Source organism: Variovorax paradoxus (genome assembly GCA_016806145.1).
Lineage (GTDB): Bacteria > Pseudomonadota > Gammaproteobacteria > Burkholderiales > Burkholderiaceae_C > Variovorax.
Window position 1 is genome coordinate 354211 of sequence record CP063167.1, and the last position, 22797, is coordinate 377007.

Annotated in this window: 22 protein-coding genes; 19 read left to right on the forward strand and 3 right to left on the reverse strand. The window is 71.3% G+C overall.

The features are described 5' to 3' along the window. Positions 1 to 37 precede the first annotated feature (37 nt). The gene (locus tag INQ48_32610) at positions 38 to 1078 is read right to left on the reverse strand and encodes a VWA domain-containing protein (protein QRF62296.1); all 1041 of its coding nucleotides are present in this window, start codon (positions 1076 to 1078) and stop codon (positions 38 to 40) included. A 228-nt stretch (positions 1079 to 1306) separates the two neighbouring features. On the opposite strand from INQ48_32610, the gene INQ48_32615 reads away from it, so the two are divergent. The 13 genes from INQ48_32615 (at position 1307) to INQ48_32675 (ending at position 13331) form a co-directional block, all read left to right on the forward strand. Beyond that, entirely contained in the window at positions 1307 to 1816 is a 510-nt protein-coding gene (locus tag INQ48_32615; GenBank protein ID QRF62297.1) for a DinB family protein, read from the forward strand. A gap of 171 nt (positions 1817 to 1987) precedes the next feature. Then, positions 1988 to 3028 (forward strand): ABC transporter substrate-binding protein, encoded by a 1041-nt coding sequence (locus tag INQ48_32620; protein ID QRF62298.1) that lies wholly within the window; start codon positions 1988 to 1990, stop codon positions 3026 to 3028. Between the two features lie 10 nt (positions 3029 to 3038). Continuing rightward, entirely contained in the window at positions 3039 to 4130 is a 1092-nt protein-coding gene (locus tag INQ48_32625; protein QRF62299.1) for an ABC transporter ATP-binding protein, read from the forward strand. An 8-nt stretch (positions 4131 to 4138) separates the two neighbouring features. Further along, the gene (locus tag INQ48_32630) at positions 4139 to 4993 is read left to right on the forward strand and encodes an ABC transporter permease (GenBank protein ID QRF63046.1); all 855 of its coding nucleotides are present in this window, start codon (positions 4139 to 4141) and stop codon (positions 4991 to 4993) included. After that, on the forward strand, positions 4990 to 5784 hold the full coding sequence (locus INQ48_32635) for an ABC transporter permease (protein QRF62300.1): 795 nt from the start codon (positions 4990 to 4992) through the stop codon (positions 5782 to 5784). Before INQ48_32630 ends, INQ48_32635 begins: the two co-directional genes overlap by 4 nt. A 2-nt stretch (positions 5785 to 5786) precedes the next feature. Then, on the forward strand, positions 5787 to 6716 hold the full coding sequence (locus tag INQ48_32640; GenBank protein QRF62301.1) for a polysaccharide deacetylase family protein: 930 nt from the start codon (positions 5787 to 5789) through the stop codon (positions 6714 to 6716). Continuing rightward, positions 6713 to 7423 carry a GntR family transcriptional regulator gene (locus INQ48_32645; GenBank protein ID QRF62302.1) on the forward strand — a complete coding sequence of 237 codons (711 nt, stop codon included), beginning with the start codon at positions 6713 to 6715 and terminating at the stop codon, positions 7421 to 7423. The genes INQ48_32640 and INQ48_32645 overlap by 4 nt, the downstream gene beginning before the upstream one ends. Next, the gene (locus INQ48_32650) at positions 7420 to 8073 is read left to right on the forward strand and encodes an Asp/Glu racemase (GenBank protein ID QRF62303.1); all 654 of its coding nucleotides are present in this window, start codon (positions 7420 to 7422) and stop codon (positions 8071 to 8073) included. Before INQ48_32645 ends, INQ48_32650 begins: the two co-directional genes overlap by 4 nt. Positions 8074 to 8239: 166 nt before the next feature. After that, positions 8240 to 8986 (forward strand): DUF3348 domain-containing protein, encoded by a 747-nt coding sequence (locus INQ48_32655; protein QRF62304.1) that lies wholly within the window; start codon positions 8240 to 8242, stop codon positions 8984 to 8986. Positions 8987 to 8996: 10 nt separating this feature from the next. Then, complete coding sequence (locus INQ48_32660; protein QRF62305.1) at positions 8997 to 11654, forward strand: DUF802 domain-containing protein; 2658 nt, start codon at positions 8997 to 8999, stop codon at positions 11652 to 11654. After that, positions 11654 to 12328 carry an OmpA family protein gene (locus tag INQ48_32665; GenBank protein ID QRF62306.1) on the forward strand — a complete coding sequence of 225 codons (675 nt, stop codon included), beginning with the start codon at positions 11654 to 11656 and terminating at the stop codon, positions 12326 to 12328. The genes INQ48_32660 and INQ48_32665 overlap by 1 nt, the downstream gene beginning before the upstream one ends. Continuing rightward, on the forward strand, positions 12285 to 12995 hold the full coding sequence (locus tag INQ48_32670; protein QRF62307.1) for a DUF2894 domain-containing protein: 711 nt from the start codon (positions 12285 to 12287) through the stop codon (positions 12993 to 12995). The genes INQ48_32665 and INQ48_32670 overlap by 44 nt, the downstream gene beginning before the upstream one ends. Before the next feature lie 51 nt (positions 12996 to 13046). Further along, positions 13047 to 13331, forward strand: a complete 285-nt coding sequence (locus INQ48_32675) for an antibiotic biosynthesis monooxygenase (protein ID QRF62308.1) — start codon at positions 13047 to 13049, stop codon at positions 13329 to 13331. Positions 13332 to 13341: 10 nt separating this feature from the next. On the opposite strand, the gene INQ48_32680 is transcribed toward INQ48_32675, so the two are convergent. Further along, positions 13342 to 13662: a helix-turn-helix transcriptional regulator gene (locus tag INQ48_32680; protein ID QRF62309.1), complete on the reverse strand. Its 321-nt coding sequence runs from the start codon at positions 13660 to 13662 to the stop codon at positions 13342 to 13344. A gap of 100 nt (positions 13663 to 13762) precedes the next feature. On the opposite strand from INQ48_32680, the gene INQ48_32685 reads away from it, so the two are divergent. Next, on the forward strand, positions 13763 to 14854 hold the full coding sequence (locus INQ48_32685) for an NADH:flavin oxidoreductase/NADH oxidase (protein ID QRF62310.1): 1092 nt from the start codon (positions 13763 to 13765) through the stop codon (positions 14852 to 14854). 30 nt (positions 14855 to 14884) lie between these two features. On the opposite strand, the gene INQ48_32690 is transcribed toward INQ48_32685, so the two are convergent. Continuing rightward, the gene (locus INQ48_32690) at positions 14885 to 15544 is read right to left on the reverse strand and encodes a TetR/AcrR family transcriptional regulator (protein ID QRF62311.1); all 660 of its coding nucleotides are present in this window, start codon (positions 15542 to 15544) and stop codon (positions 14885 to 14887) included. A gap of 209 nt (positions 15545 to 15753) precedes the next feature. Between INQ48_32690 and INQ48_32695 the strand changes: the two genes are divergently transcribed. Genes INQ48_32695 through INQ48_32715 form a run of 5 tightly spaced genes read left to right on the forward strand, consistent with a single transcriptional unit; the run spans position 15754 to position 22791 of the window. Beyond that, positions 15754 to 16740, forward strand: a complete 987-nt coding sequence (locus tag INQ48_32695; protein ID QRF62312.1) for a tripartite tricarboxylate transporter substrate binding protein — start codon at positions 15754 to 15756, stop codon at positions 16738 to 16740. Then, on the forward strand, positions 16737 to 18272 hold the full coding sequence (locus INQ48_32700; protein ID QRF62313.1) for an AMP-binding protein: 1536 nt from the start codon (positions 16737 to 16739) through the stop codon (positions 18270 to 18272). Before INQ48_32695 ends, INQ48_32700 begins: the two co-directional genes overlap by 4 nt. Continuing rightward, a complete protein-coding gene (locus INQ48_32705; GenBank protein ID QRF62314.1) occupies positions 18269 to 19432 on the forward strand; it encodes an acyl-CoA dehydrogenase family protein in 1164 nt (387 codons plus the stop codon). Before INQ48_32700 ends, INQ48_32705 begins: the two co-directional genes overlap by 4 nt. Positions 19433 to 19445: 13 nt before the next feature. Continuing rightward, positions 19446 to 20654, forward strand: a complete 1209-nt coding sequence (locus tag INQ48_32710; GenBank protein ID QRF62315.1) for an acetyl-CoA C-acetyltransferase — start codon at positions 19446 to 19448, stop codon at positions 20652 to 20654. Between the two features lie 13 nt (positions 20655 to 20667). Then, a complete protein-coding gene (locus INQ48_32715; GenBank protein QRF62316.1) occupies positions 20668 to 22791 on the forward strand; it encodes an enoyl-CoA hydratase/isomerase family protein in 2124 nt (707 codons plus the stop codon). Positions 22792 to 22797 lie beyond the last annotated feature (6 nt).

Here is a 22797-nt window from a genome sequence, read left to right on the forward strand (position 1 = left end):
ATTGTGGCGCCGCCGCGCGGGAGCGGCAAACCGCGGCTCAGACGATGCGCCCGAACCACAGCACCGACAGCCCCGCGCCCGTGATCGCGAGCAGCGCCGACAGCAGCGCCAGCAGGCCCGAGAGCTCGTTCTCGCGCGGCTGCACCTGCACGCGCGAGCCGAGCTTCTCGTAGACGCCGTGCAGCGCCTCGGCGGTGCCGGCATGGTGGTACTCGCCGCCGGTCATGCGCGCCACCTCGCGCAAGGTGGGCTCGTCGAGCTTCATGTAGATCGCCATGCCGTCGGGCGCGGCGATGTCGCCGTCTAGGGTGCCCATGCCGATCACGTAGACGCGCACGCCGCGGTCGGCCGCCATCTTCGCGGCCTCGAGCGTGTCGATGCCGGTGGTGCGGCGGCCGTCGCTCAGCAGGATGATCGCGGCGGCGTCGTAGGAGCCGGGCGCCACCGGCGTGATCTGGCGCGGCGGCGGCTTCGCCTTGTCGTCCAGGCTGCGCCCGCGCGGCGCGCTGCCGCCGAAGGTCATCTCGCCGAGACTGATGTTGTCCTGCGGGAACAGCTCGGCCAGGCACAGCACGATCGCGTCGCCGACCGCGGTGCCCATCTGCATCTGGAAGGCGTCGATGCTGGCCGCGAGCGCGTCGCGGTCGAGCGTGGCGCGCTGCGCGACCTGGCTGCTGCCGGCGAAGGTGACGAGGCCGACCTCGATGCGCCGCGGCAGCTCGCGCAGGAAGGACTTGGCCGCCGCCTGCGCGGCCTCGAGCCGGGTCGGCTTGACGTCGCTCACGCGCATGCTCAGCGAGACGTCCATCGCCAGCATGATCGAGGTGCGCGCCCACGGCAGCGGCACGCGCGCCACCGGCCGCGCCGCGGCGAACAGCAGGCCGGCGCAGGCCAGCAGGAACAGCGCGGGCGGCAGGTGCCGGCGCCAGCCGCGCCGCAGCGTCGCGGCGCCCTCGGTCTGCAGCCGGCCGTAGCGCAGGGCCAGCCGGCCACGGCGCCGCAGCAGCCAGGCATAGGCCAGCGGCAGCGGCGCGAGCGCCAGCAGGAACCAGAGGTAACCGGGCCACAGGAAGGACATCGGCGCTGCCTTGGAGGTGGAGGATGCGGATCGGCCGTACGCCGGTGCATCCGCAAGCATCGTGCCCATGAAGCCGCGCCCGCGCAATCGGCCGCCCGGCCAGTCCCTGCATTGATGCGGGGCTCTTATCAGTGGGGCGGCTGCATTTCATTGGACCGCGCCAGAGGCGCCGGGGATCATCCTGCCCCGAAGCGCGCCGCGCCGCGGCGCCTCGCCAGGAGACCCCCGATGAGCGCACGCACGCTGCTGACCTCGATGTTCCGCTACAAGGCCTGGGCCGACGAGGGCCTGTTCGCCGGCCTGCTGGCCGCGCGGGGCCGGCTGCCCGACGACGACCTCGAGGCGGCCTGGGCCACCCTCGACCACGCCCATGCGGTCGACGGCATCTTCAGGGCCCATCTCGAGGGCCGGCCCCACGGCTACGGCGGCACCCATTCGCCCGAGCGGCTCGCACCGGGCCACCTGCTGCAGGCGGTGCGCGACAACGACCGCTGGTTCCTCGCGCACGTGCAGGCGATCGGCGACGACGAGCTGGCTGCCCCCCTCGCCTTCGACTTCACCGATGGCTCGGCCGGCCGCATGTCGCGCGAGGAGATGCTGGGCCACGTGATCGCGCATGGCGGCTACCACCGTGGCGAGGTCGGGGAGATCCTTACGCGCCACACGGGTTCGTCGCCGCGCGACACCTTCACGGCCTACCTGCACGAGGCGGAACCGGCGCGCCGGCTGCGCGCGTAGCGCTTTCCCTCTTTTCTCCGCGACACCCGCACCCGCGGGTTGGCACGGATTTGGCTTCCTGCATGGATTGTGCACAATTTCTTTTGAAGAGCGCACAATTGTTGGGCTGACTGGCGGCTGCCACGGCCTTCCATCCACCCATTTGGGGCATCCGCCCCCAAGGACATGCAGATGAATCGCTCAGCATCCGGCCTCTCGCGCCGCGCCTTCGGGCAGGGACTCCTCGCCGCCTCCACGCTGGCCGCGCCGGCCTGGGTGCGCGCCCAGGGCAAGGGCCGCGAACTCGTGGTCGGCGGCGCGGGCAGCCACAAGGCCTTCCTCGATCCGCTGATCCCGGTGTTCGAGAAGCAGACCGGCTGCAAGGTGATCTTCGAGGGCACGCGCTCGCTCGTGAACCTCGAGAAGATGGTCAACAACAAGGGCCGCCAGTACATGTCGGTGGTGCTGATGGACGATCCGGTGATGATCCCGGCCGTCAAGGAAGGCGTGCTGGAGCCGCTCACCGCCCGCGACATCCCCAGCCTCGCGAAGCTCAAGCCCGGCACGGTCCACATGGACGGCATGTGGGCCAACTACATGCAGTCGACCACCGGCGTGGCGGTCAATACGGCCAAGCTCAAGCAAATGCCGTCGTACGCGGCGCTGTGGGAGCCGGCCAACAAGGGCAAGGTGGTGATCCCCTCGCTGCAGAACACCGAGGGCCTGTCGATGTTCCTGGTGGCGGCCGCGCTCGAGACCGGCAAGCCGATGAAGGACGCGCAGTACCAGCCCGAGGCCGCCTTCCGCAAGCTCAAGGCGCTCAAGCCCAACCTGCTGACCGTCTACACCCAGCTGCCGCAGGCGCTGAACCTGCTCGAGCAGGGCGAGGCCACGGCCATCGCGGGCATGATCGGATTCAACGCCTTCGACCGCAAGGCCAAGGGCGCGCCGATCGACTTCGTGCTGCCGAAGGAAGGCGGCATGGCCATGCCGACCGGCATTGCCAAGGTCAGGGGCGGCCCGCAGGCCGACCTCGCCAACGCCTTCGTCGAAGCGATGCTCGGCGCCTGGCAGCAGCAGATCGCCGAGATCTCGCTCGCCATGCCCACCAACACCGGCGTGGCCGCGCCGGCCGGCCTGCCCAAGGGCGAGGTGTTCATTCCCGACTGGGCCTACATCGCCGAGAACCGCAAGGCCTGGGTCGAGCGCTGGGACCGCGAGATGGCGCTGTGAGGCGCGTCGCATGAGCACCCTCGAACTGAGCGGGATCGTCAAGCGCTACGGCGCGCAGACGGTCGTGGACGGGCTGGACCTGCGGGTGGGTTCCGGCGAATTCGTGTCGCTGCTCGGCCCCTCGGGCTGCGGCAAGACCACGCTGCTGCGCATCGTCGCCGGGCTCGCGTCGTGCGACGCCGGCACGGTGCGCGTGGGCGGCAGCGACGTGACCGCGCTGCCCGCGCACCAGCGCAACATCGGCGTGGTGTTCCAGAGCTATGCGCTGTTCCCGCACCTCACGGTCAGCGAGAACATCGCCTTCGGCCTCAAGGCCCGCGGCACGCCGCGCGCCGAGCTCGCGCAGGCCGTGGACGCGGCGCTGCGCTCGGTGCGGCTCGCGGCGCTCGCGGACCGGCCGATCTCGGCGCTGTCGGGCGGCCAGCAGCAACGCGTGGCGGTGGCGCGCGCGATCGCCACGCGGCCGCGGCTGATCCTGCTCGACGAGCCGCTGTCGGCGCTCGACCGCAAGCTGCGCGAGACCATGCAGGTCGAGCTGCGCCAGATCCTGCGCGACGCGGGCATGACGGCTATCTTCGTCACGCACGACCAGGAAGAGGCGCTCGTGATGTCCGACCGCATCGCGGTGATGAACCGCGGCGCGATCGAGCAGCTCGACGCGCCCGAGCACATCTACGGCCAGCCGCGCACCGAGTTCGCGCTCAACTTCGTGGGCCTCTCTTCGCAATGGCGCGGCACGCTCGACGGCGCGCGCGTGCGCACCGCCTGCGGCGAGATCGAGGTGCCCACCGAGCGCGCACGCGACGTCGGCGCGGGCGGCCTGCGCCACGAGGTGCTGGTGGGCGTGCGCCCCGAGCGGCTGCGCGCCTCGCGCGATCCGCAGCCCGCGGCCGCGGGCATGAACCGGCTGTCGCTGGTGGTGAGCCAGACCGTCTATCGCGGCGCCAACCGGCTGGTCTACTTCAGCGCACCGGGCGGCGGCGCGACGCTGCTCGCGGAATTCCCGGCCCACGACGACCTGGCGCCGCGCCCCGGCGAGACGCTGTCGGTGCAATGGCCGGTGGCCGACACGCTGCTGTTCGCGGCCGAGGCGGCGCCATGAGCGGCACCATGCGCCGCGCCGAAGGATCGCCGGGCTGGCTCGCCGTGCCGGGCGCGGGCTACCTCGTGCTGCTGTTCGTGCTGCCGCTGGCCGCGCTGCTGGCCACCAGCTTCCAGGGCGAACAGGGCGGCTTCTCGCTCGCGGGCTACGCGCGCTTCGCGACCGACCCCTTCAGCGCCGTCGTGGTCTGGAACACGCTGAAGATCGCGCTGCTCGTCACGCTGCTGTGCCTCTTGATCGGCTACCCGGTGGGCTTCGCGATGGCGCGCGCCTCGCTGCCGGTGCAGGGGCTGATGTTCCTCGCGCTGATCCTGCCGCTGTCGGTGGGCGTGGTGGTCAAGAGCTTCGCCTGGACCATCCTGCTGCGCAGCAACGGCCTGGTCAACCAGGTGCTGCTGGGCCTGGGGCTGGTCGACGAGCCGGCGCGGCTGCTGTTCAACGAGCGCGGGCTGGTGATCGCCGCGGTGCACGTCTTCCTTCCCTTCATGGTGCTGCCGGTGTTCACGGTGGCGCGCCAGATCGACTCGCGCCTGGCCGAGGCCGCCGCCACGCTGGGCGCTGCGCCGCTGCATGCCTTCGTGCGCGTGACCTGGCCGCTGTCGCTGCCGGGCGTGGTGGCGGGCTCGGCCTTCGTGTTCTCGATGGCGGTGTCGATGTACGTGATCCCCGCGCTGCTGGTGGGCGACCGCTACCAGACGCTGCCCGCGCTGCTGGCGCGCGCCTACCTGTTCATGCGCGATCGGCAGTCGGGCTCGACGCTGGCGGTGATCCTGCTGGCGATTGCGGTGGCGGTGGTGGTGGGCAGCACGCTGCTCACGCGCCGGCTGCAGGTGCGCGCGCAGCCACAAGGAGCCACGACATGAGCGCGCGCTGGAACCGCATCGCGGGCGGGCTGCTGATGGCGGCGACCGCGGTCTTCATGCTCGCGCCGCTGGTGGTGGTGGTGCTGGTCTCGTTCAGCCCGTCGCCGGTGTTCAACCTGCCCGAGGGCCAGTGGTCGCTGCGCTGGTACCGCGCGATGCTGGCCAAGGACGGCCTGGCCGACACCGTGCTGCTGTCGGCCGCGGTGGCCGCGGGCGCGACGCTCGCGGCGCTGGTGCTCGGCACGCTGTGCGCGATCGCGATCGAGCAGGGGCGCTTCCGCGGCCGCGAGGCGCTGCTGGCCTTCCTGGTCTCGCCGCTGATGATGCCGGGGCTGGTGATCGGCGTGGCGCTGCTGCAGGCCTTCCGCGCGGTCGGGCTGGCCAACGTGTTCTGGAGCCTGCTGATCGGGCACGTGGTGATCACCCTGCCCTACGTCACGCGCACGGTGCATGCGAGCCTGGCGCTGTTCGACACCCGGCTGCTCGAGGCGGCGCAGACCCTGGGGCTGTCGCGCCCGCGCGCGCTGCTGCAGGTGATGGTGCCCGCGCTGGCGCCGGCCTTCCTGACCTCGGGGCTGTTCGCCTTCCTGGCCTCGATGGACAACTACCCGATCTCGATCTTCCTGACCGACGCGCGCAGCAAGACGCTGCCGATCGAGATCCTGCACTACCTGGAGGAGTCGCCCGACCCCACCATCGCCGCCATCTCGGCCTGCCTGATCCTGCTCGCCGCCGTGGTGCTCTTCATCGCCGAAAGGCTGGTCGGCCTGCGCCGGCTGGCCCAGTTCTGACCATGGCCGATTCTTCATCCCCTGCTTCCATCACGGCGCCCGCGCGCGACTTCATCGGCTACGGCCGCGACCTGCCCGCCGTGCGCTGGCCCGAGGCAGCGCGCGTGGCCGTTTCCTTCGTCGTCAACTTCGAGGAGGGCGCGGAGTTCTCCATGACCGACGGCGACAGCCGCAACGAGGCCATCTACGAGGTGATCGACGGCCAGCCGGTGCCCGACCGCTGCATCGACAGCCACTTCGAGTACGGCACGCGCGTGGCCTACTGGCGCATCGCCGACCTGTTCGAGCGGCATGGCGGGCACTTCACGCTCAGCGCCTGCGGCCGCGCGGTCGAGCGCTCGCCATGGCTGGCGCGGCATGCGTCGCAGGCCGGCCACGAGGTCTCGGCGCACGGCTGGCGCTGGGAGCGCGGCATCGACCTCACGCTCGACGAGGAGCGGCTGGCCATCGACCGCTGCTGCACCGCGATCGAGGCCGCCACCGGGCGCCGCCCCGTGGGCTGGCACACGCGCTCCAACCCGAGCCCGCACACGCGCCGCCTGCTGGTGGAGCGCGGCTTCCTCTACGACAGCGACGCCTACAACGACGACACGCCCTACCGCGTGGCGGTCGACGGCCGGCCGCACCTCGTGCTGCCCTATGCTTTCGACACCAACGACATGCAGTTCCAGAACACCCAGCGCTTCGATACCGGCGACGCCTTCGCCGACTATGTCTGTGCCGCCTACGACTGGCTGTGGCGCGAGGGCGGCCACGCGCCGCGCATGCTGTCGGTGGGCCTGCACCTGCGCATGATCGGCCGGCCCGGGCGCATCGGCGCGCTCGAGCGCATCCTGCGCCACCTCCACGACAAGGGCGGTGCCTGGGTGACCAGCCGCGAGCGCATCGCCCGCCACTGGCTGGCGCACGCCGGCGAGGGCAGCACCGCATGAAGGAACGCGAGGACGCGGTCTACGACACGCTCTCGCGCGCGCTGCTGGCCGGCGCGCTGGCGCCCGGCGCGCCGCTGCGCGAGACCGCGCTGGCCGAGGTCTTCGGCGTGAGCCGCGAGCGCATCCGCAAGATATTGCTGCGGCTGGGCACCAACCGGCTGATCGAGATGATCCCGAACCGCGGCGCCTTCGTGGCCGCGCCCTCGCTCGAGCAGGCGCGCTCGATCTACGACGCGCGCCGCATCCTCGAGGGCGGCATCGTCGCGCACCTGGCGCAGAACGCGGGCGCCGAGGCGCTGCGCCGCCTCGACGAGCACATGGAGCGCGAGCAGGCCGCGCTGGCCGAGGGCGACCGCGCCACCTCGGTGCGGCTGTCGGCCGACTTCCACATGATCCTGGCCGAGGCCACGGGCAACACCTTCATCCTGCAGCAGATGCAGGAGCTGGTGAGCCGGACCTCGATGCTGGTGGCGATGTACGAGGCGCCGCATTCGGCGCAATGCGCCTGCGACGAGCACCGCGACATCTTCACCTCGCTGCTCAAGGGCGACGGCGGCGGTGCCGCGCGCGCGATGCGCTCGCACCTGTCGCTGGTCGAGACCCGGCTGCGCCCCGGCGCGGCCGCGCCCTCGCAGGACGTGGTGGGCGTGCTGCTGCGCATGTGGACGGGACAGCGCGCCGCGCAATCCACGGACGAAGGGCGATGAGCGAGGCCACGCTGCTGGTGCTCAACCCGAACACCAGCGAGGCGATGACCGAGGCTGTCGTCTCGGCCGCCCGCGCGCTGCTGCCGCCGGGTATGAAGGCCATCGGCTGGACCGCCTCCGCCGGCCCGCCGGTGATCAAGGACCGGCCGAGCTACGACGCGGCAACGGCCACCATGCCTGCGCTGCTGGCCGAGGCGCCGCGCGCCGACGCCATCCTGCTGGCCTGCTTCGGCGACCCCGGGCTGGCGCTGCTGCGCGAGCGCGCCGGCGTGCCCGTGACCGGCCTCGCGGAGGCCGCCATCCTGGCCGCGCGACAACGCGGCGAGCGCTTCGCGATCCTCACCGCGGGCGCGGCCTGGGTGCCGATCCTCACCGACTGCGTGGCGGCCGGCGGCGCGGCGCACCTGCTGGCGGGCGTGTTCGCGCTCGATGGCGACGGCGCGGCGCTGCGGGCCGATCCCGAGCGCTTCCGCGCGCAGGTGCGCGCGCTGTCGGTCCAGGCGCGCGCGGCCGGTGCGCGGCGGCTGATACCGGGCGGCGCGGCCTTCGAAGGACTGCGCTTCGACTGGGCCGAGGGCCTGGCGGTGGACTGGCCGGTGGAGGCCGCCGTGACGCTGCTCGCTCGCGCACTGCCCAAGCCCCCGGCCTGAGCCTCGGGCCGGCGCGAGCGGGTTGGATTTCGATACAAATTCCCGCCCTGCCCGCCGGCCCGCACCGCCCCTGGCGAAACGCCGTCCGCGCCACTGCCAGCGACCCCGGTCCCGGGATTCCCCCGAGGGTCGGCGGTGTAGACTGCCGGGTTTTTCCGACTCTGGCATGGCGCACGCTCCACAGCGCACAGGTTTCCGCACAGATTTCAGTGGCTCGGCGCTCGTCCGCTTGCTTTCCCGACTGACCGATGGCGACATCCGCGAATCCGAACAGGCTTCGGCGGACCGGCTGAGCCAATGGTTCGGCTGGACCGACGCGATCTCGCTGTCGGCCGCCCTCAACGGCACGCCGGCCAGCCTGCCGCCGGCCCCGCGGGGTTCGGTGCGTGCCGATGAAAGCGAATGCGCGCGCGTGCGCGCCGCGCTGGCCCAGGCGATCGCCGAGGACAGCAGCTTCGCGCCCGCCAAGGCACGCCCGGCCGCGGCCACGGCAGGCACCGAAGCGCCGCCGCCCGACTTCGCGCCGATGCGCCAGCGCTACCTCGCGCGGCAGCAGGCGATGGAGACGGCCATCGGCCCGCTGCGCGGCCGGCTGCGCGCGCGGCTCGCGGCCGGTTCGCACGACATGGCACGGCTCGCCGCCGTCGACGTGGTGATGGAACAGGTGCTGGGCGCGCGCGAACGCAGCCTGCTGGCGAGCGTGCCGACGGCGCTCGAGAAGCGCTTCGCGCGGCTGCGCAAGGCCCGCCAGGACGAGGAAACGGGCGCGGAAGACAACGCCGCCGGCGGCCATGCCGACTGGCTCGCGGTCTTCCGCAAGGACATCCAGGACGTGCTGCAGGCCGAACTGGACTTTCGATTTCAACCGGTCGACGGGCTGCTCGAAGCCCTGCGCACCGGTCACAAGGGCTGACTGGATACACATGACCCGATTTCTCCATCACGCCGTGTTCGTCGCGGGCCTGGCCGTCGTCGGCTGGGTCGGCGCCGGCTACATCGGCACGAACACGCTGGCGCTGGCCGTCACCGGGCTCGTGGCCGCGTTCTACCTGATGGGCGGGCTCGAGCTGCACCGCTTCCAGCAGGCCACGGGCTCGCTGGTGCAGGCGACGAACGCGCTGTCCGAGCCCCCGGCCAGCCTGAACGACTGGCTCGCTTCGCTGCATCCCTCGCTGCGCAACGCCGTGCGCCTGCGCGTCGAGGGCGAACGCGTGGGCCTGCCCGGGCCGGCGCTGGCGCCCTACCTCGCGGGCCTGCTGGTGCTGCTGGGCATGCTCGGCACCTTCCTCGGCATGGTGGTCACGCTCAACGGCACCGGCGCGGCGCTGCAGGGCGCGACCGACCTCGAAGCGATCCGCGAATCGCTCTCGGCCCCGGTGCGCGGCCTCGGCCTCGCCTTCGGCACCTCGGTGGCCGGCGTGGCCGCCTCGGCGGCGCTGGGCCTGGTGTCGGCGCTGTGCCGGCGCGAACGGCTGCAGGCCTCGCAGGCGCTCGACGCGAAGATCGCGAGCACCCTGCGCGTGCATTCGCAGGCGCACCGGCGCGACGAATCCTTCAAGCTGCTGCAGCGCCAGGCCGACCTGATGCCCGAGCTGGTCGGCCAGCTGCAGGCCATGATGGGCGCGATGGAGCGCCAGACCCAGGTGCTCAGCGAGCGCCTGATCGGCAACCAGGCCGAGTTCCACGGCAAGGCCGAGGCGGTCTACGCCGGCCTCGCGAGCTCGGTCGACCAGTCGCTCAAGCACAGCCTGATCGAGAGCGCGCGCGTGGCCGGCGCCGCGATCCAGCCGGTGGTCGAGGCCACCATGGCCGGCATCGCGCGCGAGACCGCCTCGCTGCACGGCAGCATCGCGCAGACGGTGCAGCAGCAGCTCGAAGGCCTGTCCTCGCGCTTCGAGGCCAGCACCGGCCGCGTGGCCGACACCTGGCAGGGCGCGCTCGCCGCGCACCAGCGCACCAGCGAGGCGCTGTCGAGCGATCTGCGCGGCTCGCTCGAAGGCTTCGCGCAGAGCTTCGAGCAGCGCTCGAGTGCGCTGGTCGACGGCGTGTCGACGCGTCTCGAGACCACGGTCGGCAAGGTGTCCGACACCTGGCAACAGGCGCTGGCGCGGCATCAGGAGACGAGCGACAGGCTCTCGGGCGACGCGCAGCAGGCGCTGTCGGCCGCCGCCACGGCCTTCGAGGCGCATGCGGCCTCGCTGCTGCGCACCGTGGGCGACGCGCAGGGCGAGCTGCAGGCTGCACTGGCCGCGCGCGACGAACAAAGGCTCGCGGCCTGGACCGAATCGCTGACCTCGATGGGCGCGGCCCTGCAGAAGGAATGGCAGCAGGCCGGCGCGCAGGCACTGATCCACCAGCAGAAGCTGCTCGACACCCAGGCCGATCTCTCGTCGCGCGACGAGGAGCGGCTGTCGGCATGGACCCGCTCGCTCGCGGCGATGGCCGCGTCGCTGCAACAGGAATGGCAACAGGCGGGCAGCCATGTGCTGGGCCATCAGCAGAAGCTGCTCGAAACGCAGGCCGACCTCGCCGCGCGCGACGAGGAGCGCCTCGCGGCCTTAACCGGATCGCTCGAGGCCATGGCTGCGTCGCTGCGGCAGGAGTGGCAACAGGCTGGCGCTCATGCGCTCAACCATCAACAGAAGCTGCTCGAGACGCAGGCCGACCTCTCGTCGCGCGACGAACAGCGCCTCGCCGCCTGGACCGGCTCGCTCGAGACCATGGCCACCTCGCTGCAGCGTGAATGGCAACAGGCCGGCGCCCATGCGCTCGACCATCAGCAGAAGCTGCTCGAGACGCAGGCCGACCTCGCCTCGCGCGACGAGCAGCGCCTCGCGGCCTGGACCGGCTCGCTCGAAGCCATGGCCGGCGCGCTGCGCCAGGAGTGGCAGCAGGCCGGTGCGCACAGCGCCGACCAGCAGCGCCAGCTGCTCGATGCGCTGACGAAGACCGCCGGCGAGATGTCGTCGCAGAACGAGGCGCATGCCAAGCGCACCGTCACCGAGATCGCGCAGTTGCTGCAGGCCGCCGCCGAAGCGCCGCGCGCCGCCGCCGAGGTGGTGTCGGAGCTGCGCCAGAAGCTGTCGGACAGCATGGCGCGCGACAACGCGATGCTCGAGGAACGCAACCGCCTGCTCGAGACGCTGGGCACGCTGCTCGATGCGGTCAACCATGCGTCGACCGAGCAGCGCAGCGCGGTCGACGCGCTGGTGGCGGCCTCGGCCGAGGCCATGGAGCGCGCGGGCAGCCGCTTCGCCGAACAGGTGGAGACGCAGACCGGCAAGATGGCCGAGGTGGCCGCGCAGGTCACCGGCAGCGCGGTCGAGGTCGCGAGCCTCGGCGAGACCTTCGGCTTCGCGGTGCAGCGCTTCGGCGAATCGAACGACAAGCTGGTGGCGCACCTGCAGCGCGTGGAAGGCGCGCTCGGCAAGTCGATGGCGCGCAGCGACGAACAGCTGGCCTACTACGTGGCGCAGGCGCGCGAGGTCATCGACCTCAGCATCATGTCGCAGAAGCAGATCGTCGAAGACCTGCAGCAGATCGCCAGCCGGCAGCCCGCCGCCGTGGCCAGCGAGGCGTGATGCGCCAGGACGCGGACATCGACGACGCCGGTCTCGACACCAGCGTGCCGGTCTGGGCCGTCTTCGGCGACCTGATGTCGGGCCTGCTCGGCGCCTTCGTGCTGATCCTGGTCTGCGCGATCGGCATGCAGCTCGACCTCGCGGCCAGGCTCGAATCCGAGGTCAAGCAGCGCCAGGCCGAGGCCCAGCGCCGCGAGGCGCTCGAGAAGGCGCTGGCCGGGCCGCTGGCCGCGGGCCGCGTCACGCTCAACAACGGGCGCATCGGCATCAGCGGCAGCGTGCTGTTCGCCTTCAACTCCGCCGACCTGCAGCCCGAGGGCCGGCAGGTGCTGCGCAGCCTCGCGGCGCCGCTGGCCACCTACCTGCGTTCGCGCGACGAGATCCTGATGGTGAGCGGCTTCACCGACAACCGCCAGATGCGCGAGGGCGCACGCCTGTTCGCCGACAACTGGGAGCTCTCGGCCCAGCGCGCGCTGACCGTGACCCGCACGCTGATCGAGGAAGGCGTGCCCTCGTCCTCCGTGTTCGCCGCCGCCTTCGGCGCCGAACAGGCCGTGGCATCGAATGCCGATGCCGATGGCCGCGCGAAGAACCGGCGCGTGGAGATGGCGCCCACGCCGCGGCCGTCGTATGCGGCGAGCACCACCGGCACTGCAGCGAAGGCCCGTGAGTAGCGACGCGCCCATCGACGCGAACGACGACCCGCTCGCGATCGTCGCGGCCTGGCGCGCGCGCGGGGCCGAGCGCTTCGATCCCGTGCGGCTGCATTTCATCGAGACGCTCGCGAAGCGCACCGCGGTGCAGGGTGGCGAGGCCAGACGGCTGCTCGACGAGCGGCTGCGGCAGTTGCTGGGTGCGTATGGCGAGGACTTCGAGAAGGCGATGCCGGAGGCGGTGGCCGCGGCGGCACAGCCGTTGCCGCGCGGCGCGCTCGCCGAGCTCGTCGAACACATCGCGCGCCAATCGCCGCTGCCTGAAGAAGCACCGGCACCGAGCAGCGGTGCCGTGCCGATTCGCGCCAGCGCGGCGAACTCCGCCGCCGCGCCCGCCGAACTCAAGACCATGCGCTACTTCCGCGGCACCTGGTCGCGCCTGAGCGCCGATCGCCGGCTCACGCAGTCGCTCGCGAAGATGCCCGAGAACGCGGGCCCGCTCAATTCGCACCACCTCGTGCACCGCGCGCTGATCCTCATGCGCGATCTGTCGCCCGAATACCTCAACCGCTTCATGACCTACGTCGACACCTTGCTGTGGGTGGAGCAGTTGCAGGCCAGCCAGGCTTCGGCGCCCGCGGCGCGCGCCGAGGGCGGGAAGAAGTCGGGGCGCGGGAAGTCGGGCTGAGCGTCCCCTTTTGCCGCAGGGCCATGGGGAAACACATTGAATATGGCCTCCATGCACATCGTCACCGTCCACTTCCAAATCGCCCCAGACCACCGGGCAGACTTCCTCCGCGCGATCAAGGCCAACGCCTCGCGCTCGGTCGAGCACGAGCCCGGCTGCCGCCAGTTCGACGTCTGTGTGTCGCCCGACGATGCGGGCCATGTCTTCCTCTACGAGGTCTACGACGACCGCGCGGCCTTCGACGCGCATCTCGCGAGCGCGCACTTCCAGCGCTTCAATAGTCTGACGACGGACTGGGTAATCTCGAAGCAGGTCGAGAGCTTCGAGCGGGTCTGAGGCAGCGCGCCTAACCCTGCTTCGCGGCCGTTTCCTGGGCCGCGAGCACGGCCTTCAGCAGGCCGGGAAAGCGCTTGTCGACTTCCTTGCGGCGCAGCTCGTTCACATGCGCGGGGCCGTCGGTGCGGGTGCGCACGATGCCCGCCTCGCGCAGCACCCTGAAGTGATGCGACATGCTCGACTTCGCCCTGCCTCCGCCCAGCGCGGCACAGCTGGCCTCGCCGCAGCCGGCGAGCTCGTGCACCACGCGCAGCCGCTCGGGATCGCTCAGGGCATAGAGGACCTGGGTCAGCGAGACATCGTCGAGGGCCGGATGGTTGAGGCTGCGCATCGCGCGACCATAGCACGGATGGGCTTTTGTCCTATTGTTCGATAGTTATCGAACTAATGTACGATCAACCCTTGTTCTTCACACCTTCTCCAGGGATCCGATGCCAAGCCTCTTCTCGCCTTTCACCTTGAAAGATGTCACGCTGAAAAACCGCATGGTCGTCTCGCCGATGTGCCAGTACTCGGCCGTCGACGGCGTGGTCAACGACTGGCACCACGTCCATCTGTCGGGCCTCGCGCGCGGCGGCGCGGCCCTGGTCATCGCCGAAGCCACGGCCGTCTCGCCCGAAGGCCGCATCACGCCCGGATGCGCCGGGATCTGGACCGATGCGCAGGCCGATGCGTGGCGCAAGATCGTCGCCTCGGTCAAGGCCGCGGGCGCCGTGCCCGGCATCCAGATCGCCCACGCGGGGCGCAAGGCGAGCGCCAACCGGCCCTGGGAAGGCGACGACCACATCGCCGCCGACGACGCGCGCGGCTGGCAGACCATCGCCCCCTCGGCCATCGCGTTCGGCGGCGGCCTGCCGAAGGTGCCCCAGGCCATGACCTTGGCCGACATCCAGCGCGTCAAAGCCGACTTCGTGGCCGCGGCCAGGCGCGCGCTCGACGCGGGCTTCGAATGGCTCGAGCTGCATTTCGCGCACGGCTACCTGGCGCAGAGCTTCTTCTCGACCTGGTCCAACGAGCGGACCGATGCCTACGGCGGCGACTTCGAGGGCCGCGCGCGCTTCCTGATCGAGACGCTCACCGCCGTGCGCGAGGTCTGGCCCGAGCGCCTGCCGCTGGCGGCCCGCTTCGGCGTGACCGAGTTCGCGGGCCAGGACGACCTCGAGGAAGGCATCGAACTCGTGCGCCGGCTCAAGGCGGCCGGCCTCGATTTCATCGACGTCAGCATCGGCTTCTCGACGCCCACCGCGAAGATCCCATGGGGCCCGGCCCTGATGGCGCCGATCGCGCAGCGCGTGCGCCGCGAGACGGGCCTGCCCGCCACCACGAGCTGGTTCATCAGCGAACCGCGGCAGGCGGACGAACTGGTCGCCAGCGGCACCGTCGACCTGGTCACGCTGGGCCGGCCGCTGCTCGCGAATCCGCACTGGCCTTACCGCGCCGCGCTCGAGCTCGGCGTGGACAAGGCGGCCTGGACGCTGCCAGCGCCGTACGCGCACTGGCTGGAGCGCTATCGGTCGTCGTGATCGTCGCGACGCGGAAGCCCCGGGGTGAGCTCAGGCGGCGCCGGGCTGCGACCCCGGCAGCCCGTGGCCGCCGCTCACGGCGTTGACGAAGAGATAGGAAAGCACCTTCACGGCGGTGGCGTCGTCGATGAACCGATCGGGGAAGTCGCCGCCCTTCGCGGTCCAGTTGTAGCAGGTGTATTCGAGCATCGAGCACAGCGCGGAGGCCGCGAGCTCGGTGTCGAGGTCGCGCGCGTAGCCCTGCTTCTTGGACAGCTCGATCAGCGCGGAGACACCGCGGATGCCCTGCTGGCGCACGTTGCGCCAGGCGCGCTCGAACTGGCTGTCGACCATCGCCATCTGGAAGGCCGCGGTGGCCGTCGGCCAGTCGTCGCGGTAGATCTTCCAGAACGCGCCCAGGCGCGTGGACAGCGTGTCGAACGCCGTCTCCCGCTCCTCGAGCGGCTTGTTGACCTCGTCCTTGAGGCGGCGGCGGAAGTCCTCGACCAGCTCGAGCAGCAACTGCTCCTTGGTCTTGAAGTACAGGTAGAAGGCGCCCGGCGACTTGCCAGCCTTGGCCATGATGTCCGCGATCTTCACGCCCGAGAACCCGTCGCTCGCGATCGCGCGCTTGGCCGCCTGCTTGACCGCCTCGCGGGTCGCGTCGCCCTTGGTGGTCGCACGCTTGCGGACTGCTACCTCTGCTTCCATTCTGAATCTTCCTTTACTTGCCATTATGCAATAGAGGCTCCTCTCTCGTTGGCTCAAACCTAGGGTTTACGATAGATAAATGACGATTTACTTTTATATTTGACGGCGTTTTAATCAGGTATCGCAGGCAATCACCCTCGAAAGAGGACGAATCGCTTCGTGTGAACATGAATTCATGTTTGGCACGAAAACAACAAAAGGAGACAACGATGCTTTCAAGACGATCGCTCATGCAGGGCGCACTTGGCGCCGGGTTCGGCGCGCTGTCCCAGGCGCCGGCGCTCGCGCAGGCGGCCGATTGGCCGCAGCGCCCGGTGCGGCTGGTGGTGCCGTTCGCCCCCGGCGGCGGCGCGGACATCGCGACGCGGCAGCTATGCGAGCAGCTGCGCAAGGGCTGGGGCGGCACGGCCACCGTCATCGACAACAAGCCCGGCGCCAACACCATCATCGCGGCCGAGACCGTGCTCAACGCGCCGCGCGACGGCAGCACCTTCCTCGCGACCATCTCGCTGACGACGCAGCTGCCCTACCTCATGGCCAAGGTGCCGTTCAATCCCGCCACCGACCTGGTGCCGGTGGGCGCGATCACCGTCGAGCAGCTGGTGCTGGTGGCCAACCCCGCCGCCGGCGCGCGCACCCTGCCCGAGCTGTTCGCCGCCGCGCGGCGCGAGCCCCAGCGCTTCGCCTTCGGTTCCTACGGCATCGGCTCCAACTCGCACCTGGTGCTCAACGAGCTCAACCGCGCCTCGGGCACCGAGATCGTCCACTCCCCCTACAAGGGCGCGGCGCCGGCCGTGCAGGCAGTGCTGGGGGGCGAGGTCGCGCTGGCGGTCTCGAACTACGGCACGGTCAAGCAGCACATCGCGAGCGGCAAGCTGGTGCCCCTGGCCGTGACCGGCGAGCGGCGCTCGCGCTTCCTGCCGGCCGTCCCCTCCTTCGCCGAGCTGGGCATCAAGGGCTTCGAGACGCCGGCCTGGATCGGCGTCTTCGCCGCGCGCGGCGTGCCCGACGCCATCGTCCAGAAGCTCGGCGCCGACATGCGCAAGGCGCTGCAGGCCCCCGAGCTGGTCGCCAAGCTCGTCGACTTCGGCCAGGAGCCGGGCCAGATGACGGTGGCCGAGTTCCAGGCGCTGGTGCGGCGCGACGAAGAGAACGCGGGCCGGATGATCCGTGCGGCCGGGATCCGACTCGAATGAACGAGACGCCGATCGTCCAGGCGCTCGCGGCGCTCGCCACGGCGCATCCCGATCGCCGCGCGTTCGCCGGCGAGGGCGAGGCCTCGCGCTGGGGCGAGGTGCTGCGGCGCGTGGCCTCGATGGCCGGCGGCCTGCGCGCGGCGGGCCTGAACCCCGGCGACCACGCGGCCACGCTCGCGCTCAATTCGCCACGCCATTTCGAGCTGCTGCTGGCCGTGTGGTGGGCCGGCGGCGTGCTGGTGCCGCTCAACACGCGGCTCGCGAGTGACGAGCTGCGCTTCATCCTCGAGCATTCGCGGGCATCGATGCTGGTCGTGGACGACAACTTCCGCGACTTCGGCCAGGCCATCGCCGCCGCGGCGGACGCGCCGAAGTTGGTGCTGACGCTCGACGAGGCGCTGCATGGCCACCTTGCCGCCAGCGAGCCGATCCCCGCCTTCGCTGCCGACCCCACGGCGCTCGCCGCGCTCATGTACACCGGCGGCACCACCGGCCTGCCCAAGGGCGTGGAACTCACGCACCGCAACTTCGCCGCCGCGGCCGGCAACATGCGGCGCGATCTCGCGCACGACGAGCACACGGTGTACCTGCATGCCGCGCCGATGTTCCACCTCGCCGACCTCGGCATCGGCCTGGCCGTGAGCCTGGCCGGCGGCGGCCACGGCTTCATGGCGCGCTTCACGCCCGAGGACTTCTACCGGCGGCTCGCGCGCGACGGCATCACCCACCTGCAGCTGGTGCCGACGATGCTCGCCGCGGTGCTCGATGCGCCGTGCCGCGACGACGCGCTGCTCGCGCGCGTGCGCCGCATCTCGTACGGCGCGGCGCCGATCTCCGCCGCGCTGCTGCAGCGCGTGCTCGACGCGTTTCCGAATGCCGGCATCCACCAGTTCTACGGCTTGACCGAAAGCTGCGGCGCCTGCGTCATGCTGCCGCCCGAACGGCACGTGCTCGCGGGGCCGCTCGCCGGCAAGCTCGGCGCCGCCGGCACCGCGACCGAGGGCTTCGAGATCCGGATCGTGGACGGCCACGGACAGCCGCTGCGCGCGGGTCAGGTCGGCGAGATCCAGATCCGCGGCGTGCCCGTGATGCGCGGCTACTGGAACGATGCCGCGCAGACGCAAGCGACCCTGAAGGACGGATGGCTGGGCTCGGGCGATGGCGGCTACCTCGACGACGAGGGCTTCCTGTTCGTGGTCGACCGCATCAAGGACATGATCATCAGCGGCGGCGAGAACATCTACTGCGCCGAGGTCGAGAGCGCCATCGCCGGCCACCCCGCCGTGCGCGAATGCGCGGTGATCGGCCTGCCCGACGACCACTGGGGCGAACGCGTCCATGCGGTCGTCGTGGCGCGAGCGGGCTTCGCGCTGGACCGCGAGTCGCTCGACGCCCACTGCCGCGCGCGGCTGGCCGGCTACAAGGTGCCGCGCAGCTACGACTTCGCCGAATCGCTGCCGCTGTCGGGGGTCGGCAAGGTGCAGAAGAAGGCGCTGCGCGAGGCGTATCTCCAGAGGAGCGCCGCGCGATGACTGAATTGCTGTTCCCACGCCACCTGTTCCAGCCCGAGCACGAGGACTTCCGCGCCCAGGTGCGGCGCTTCGTCGCCGAGCGCATCGTGCCGCACCACCGCGACTGGGAGCGCGCCGGCCAGGTGCCGCGCGACATCTGGCGGCAGGCCGGCCAGCTCGGCATGCTGTGCTGCACCGTCGACAGCCGATGGGGCGGCGCGGGCGCCGACTATCTCTACACCGTCGTCGCGCTCGAGGAGATGGCCTTCGCGCATGCGGCCGGGCCGGGCTTCGGCATCCATTCGGAAATGGCCGTGCCCTACCTCGCCCATTTCGGCAGCGATGCGCAGCGCGAGCGCTGGCTGCCGCGGCTGGTGGCGGGCGATGCCATCGCCGCGGTCGCAATGACCGAGCCCGCCGCGGGCAGCGACCTGCGCGCCATCCGCACCCGCGCCCGGCGCACGGACGGCGGCTGGCGCCTCTCGGGCCAGAAGGTGTTCATCTCCAACGGGCAGCTCGCCGACCTGTTCGTGGTCGCGGCCAAGACCGACGACGACGAACGGCTGTCGATCTTCCTGGTCGATGCCGGCCTGCCAGGCGTGCAGCGCGGCCGCAAGCTCGAGAAGCTCGGCCATCACGCGCAGGACACGTCCGAACTCTTCTTCGACGAAGTGCAACTCGATGGCGCGGACCTGCTCGGCGAGGCCGGCCAGGGCATGCGCTACCTGATGCACGGCCTGGCGCGCGAGCGGCTGACCATCTGCATCACCTGCCAGGCCCGGGCCGAGGCGGTGTTCCGCGACACCTGCGCCTACGTGGCCGAGCGCCGCGTGTTCGACGCGCCGCTGTCGCAGATGCAGAACACGCGCTTCGCGCTCGCCACGGCGAAGGCCGACCTGCTCGCGGGCCGCGCGCTGGTCGACCGGCTGATCGCCGAGCACATGGCCGGCACGCTGGACGCGACCACGGCCGCGGCGGGAAAGCTCTGGGTGACCGAGATGCTCGGGCGCTGCGTCGACGCCTGCCTGCAGCAGCACGGCGGCTGGGGCTACATGTCGGAGTACGAGGTGTCGCGCGCCTATGCGGATGCGCGCGTGGAGCGCATCGCCGGCGGCACCTCCGAAATCATGAAGGAAATCATTGCGCGCGGCCTCTGGCCCCGCGCATCGGGCAGCAACTAGAGAGGTACGGAAATTGGAAGCATTGATCTACGACGCGGTGCGCACGCCGCGCGGCCGCGGCAAGGCACAGGGCGCACTGCACACGCTGTCGCCGCTCGAACTGTCGGCCACGGTGCTGCGGGCCCTGCCCGAGCGCAACGGCTTCGACCCCGCGGTGGTCGATGAAGTCATCCTGGGCTGCGTCGAGGCCGTCGGCGACCAGGGCGCGAACATCGCGCGCTCGGCCGTGATCGAGGCCGGCTACGGCGACACGGTGCCCGGCTTCATGGTGGCGCGCTTCTGCGGCTCGGGCCTGGACGCGGTCAACGCCGCGACCGCCAAGATCATGGCGGGCCAGGCCGACTGCGTGGTCGCGGGCGGCGTGGAAATGAACTCGCTGGTGCCGATGCTCTTCGGCACCGGCGGCCCTTCGGTCTCGGACGTCTACTTCAACGACCGCGTGCTGCAGACGCCCCAGGGCGTCGCGGCGGACCTGATCGCCACCCTCGAGGGCTTCTCGCGCACCGACGTCGATGCCTTCGCGGCACGCTCGCACCAGAACGCCGCTGCCGCGCAGCGCGCCGGCTGGTTCGACCGCTCGCTGGTGCCCGTGCACGACCGCAACGGCCGGCTGTGCCTGGCCACCGACGAGCTGGTGCGGCCCGAGACCACGGTCGATTCGCTCGCGGCGCTCAAGGCCTCGTTCCTGAGCTCCGGCGAGAAGATGGGTTTCGACGCCACCGTGCGCTACCGCTACCCGCAGGTCGACAGAGTGAACCACGTGCACCACGCCGGCAATTCATCCGGCATCTCGGACGGCGCGTCCGCGGTGCTGCTCGGCAGCCGCCGGCTCGGCGACCAACTGGGCCGCAAGCCGCGCGCGCGCGTGCTCGCCACCGCGAGCGCGGCCGCCGACCCCTGCGTCATGCTGACCGCTCCCACGCCGGCCACCGAGAAGGCGCTCGCGCGCGCCGGCCTGCGCATCCAGGACATCGACCTGTTCGAGGTCAACGAGGCCTTCGCCTCCGTGGTGCTCAAGTACATGTTGGACCTGGGGGTCGACCCCGAGCGCATGAACGTCGCCGGCGGCGCGATCGCGCTCGGCCATCCGGTCGGCGCGACCGGCGGGATGCTGATCGGGACGCTGGTCGACGAACTCGAGCGCCGCGGACTGCGCCGCGGGCTGGTCGCGATGTGCACCGGCCTGGGCATGGGCGTCGCAACGATTGTGGAACTGGTCTGAGGGAGCGCTGCAAATGATCGACTACGAACAAGACGCCGACGGCGTCGCCCACATCGTCTGGAACAACCCGGACGGACCGGTCAACCTCAAGACCCACGCCTCGATCACGGCCTTCTCGGCGGCGGTCGACCGGGCCCTCGCCGACGACGCTGTGCGTGGCGTGCTGGTGCGCTCGGCCAAGCGCGACTTCGTCGCGGGCGGCGACCTGCTGGGCCTCTATGCCACGCAGACGGCCGAAGGCGCCATCGCCAAGGTCGCCACCATCGGCGCGACGCTGCGCCGCATGGAGCGCGCGGGCAAGCCCTTCGTGGCCGTGCTCGACGGCTCGGCACTGGGCGGCGGGCTCGAGATCGCGCTGGCCTGCCACCACCGGCTGGCGGCGGACGACGCGCGGCTCCGATTCGGCCTGCCCGAGGTCACGCTGGGACTGATCCCCGGCGCCGGCGGCACGCAGCGCCTGCCGCGGCTGATCGGCATCGCGCCCGCGACGCGGCTGCTGATGGAAGGCAAGCCGGTCGGCGCCGCCGAGGCGCTGGCGCTCGGGCTGGTGAACGAGGTGGTGGCGGCCGACCGCCTGCTCGAGACGGCACGCGCCTGGGTGCTCGCCCATCCGCAGGCGCAGCAGCCCTGGGACCGCAAGGGCTTCCGCTATCCGGGCTTCGAGCCGCAATCGCTGGAAGGCCGCGCCTTCTTCTTCAATGCCTGGCCGCAGCTGCGGCGCAAGTCGCCGACGGAGGACCGCGCGCCCGGCGTGCTGCTGCACGTGCTCGGCCAGGCGCTGCAGCGCGACATCGACGCGGGCCTCGCGATCGAGCAGCGCTACTTCGCACAGGTCGTGACCTCGCCTTCCGCCAAGAACCGCATCCGCACCCAGTTCATCGCGGCCAACGCGGCGCGCAAGCTCACGCGCCGCAGCCCCGACGTGCCGCGCTTCGAGCCGAAGCGCGTGGGCGTGATCGGCGCCGGCACCATGGGCGCGGGCATCGCCCTGGTCTGCGCCCGTGCCGGGATCGCCACCGTGCTGCTCGATCGCGACGACGCCACCGCCGCGCGCGGCCGCGAGCGGATCGCGAAGACGCTCGACGGCTCGGTCGAACGCAAGCTCATGAGCATGCAGGAGCGCGATGCCATCCTCGGCCGGCTGCAGGCCGGGTCGGACTTCGAACTGCTGCAAGGCTGCGATCTCGTGGTCGAGGCCGTGATCGAGGTTGCAGAGGCCAAGCGCGAGGTGTTCGAGCGCGTGCTCGCGGCGGCCGGTCCCGACGTGCTGCTCGCCACCAACACCTCGACGCTGTCGATCTCCGGCCTCGCGAAGACGGTGGCGCATCCGCGCAACTTCATCGGCTTGCACTTCTTCGCACCGGTGGACCGCATGGCGCTGGTGGAAGTCATCATGGGCGCGGACACCTCCGAGGCCACGCTCGCCCGCTCGCTGGACTTCCTCAGGCTGCTCGGCAAGACACCGGTGGTGGTCAACGACGGCCCCGGCTTCTACACCTCGCGCGTGGTGGGTGCCTACACGCGCGAAGCGCTGCACCTGCTCAACGAGGGCGTGTCACCGGCGCTGATCGACAACGCGGCCTTCATCGCGGGCCTGCCGATCGGGCCGCTCGCGATGGCCGACCTGACCTCCTACGACCTGCTGGCCGACATCGTCGGCAGCCTGGCGCGCGAGGCCCGTGGCACCGCGATGCAGTCGCAGGGCGCGCAGCAGGCGATAGCGAAGCTGCTCGATGCCGGCCGCCTCGGCCGGAAGGCCGCGGGCGGCGTCTACGACTATCCGCCCGAGGGCAAGACCGTGTGGAGCGGGCTGGCCGAACTGTTCCCGCCGCGCTCGCCGCAGCCCTCGACGCAGGAGGTGGTCAACCGGCTGCTGCACATCCAGTCGCTGGAGACGGTGCATGCGATGGACGAAGGCATCGCCAGCGATCCGCTCGCGCTCGATGCCGCTGCCGTGCTGGGCTGGAGCTATCCGGCCTTCCGCGGCGGCGTGCTCGCGCACATCGACCAGGCGGGTGCCGACCGCTTCGTGGCCGAGTGCGATGCGCTGGCGCGCCAGCACGGCGCGCGCTTCGAGGCACCGGCATCGCTGCGCGCCATGGCGCGCGACGGCGGCCGCTTCCACGCACTGGGCTAGGAGCGC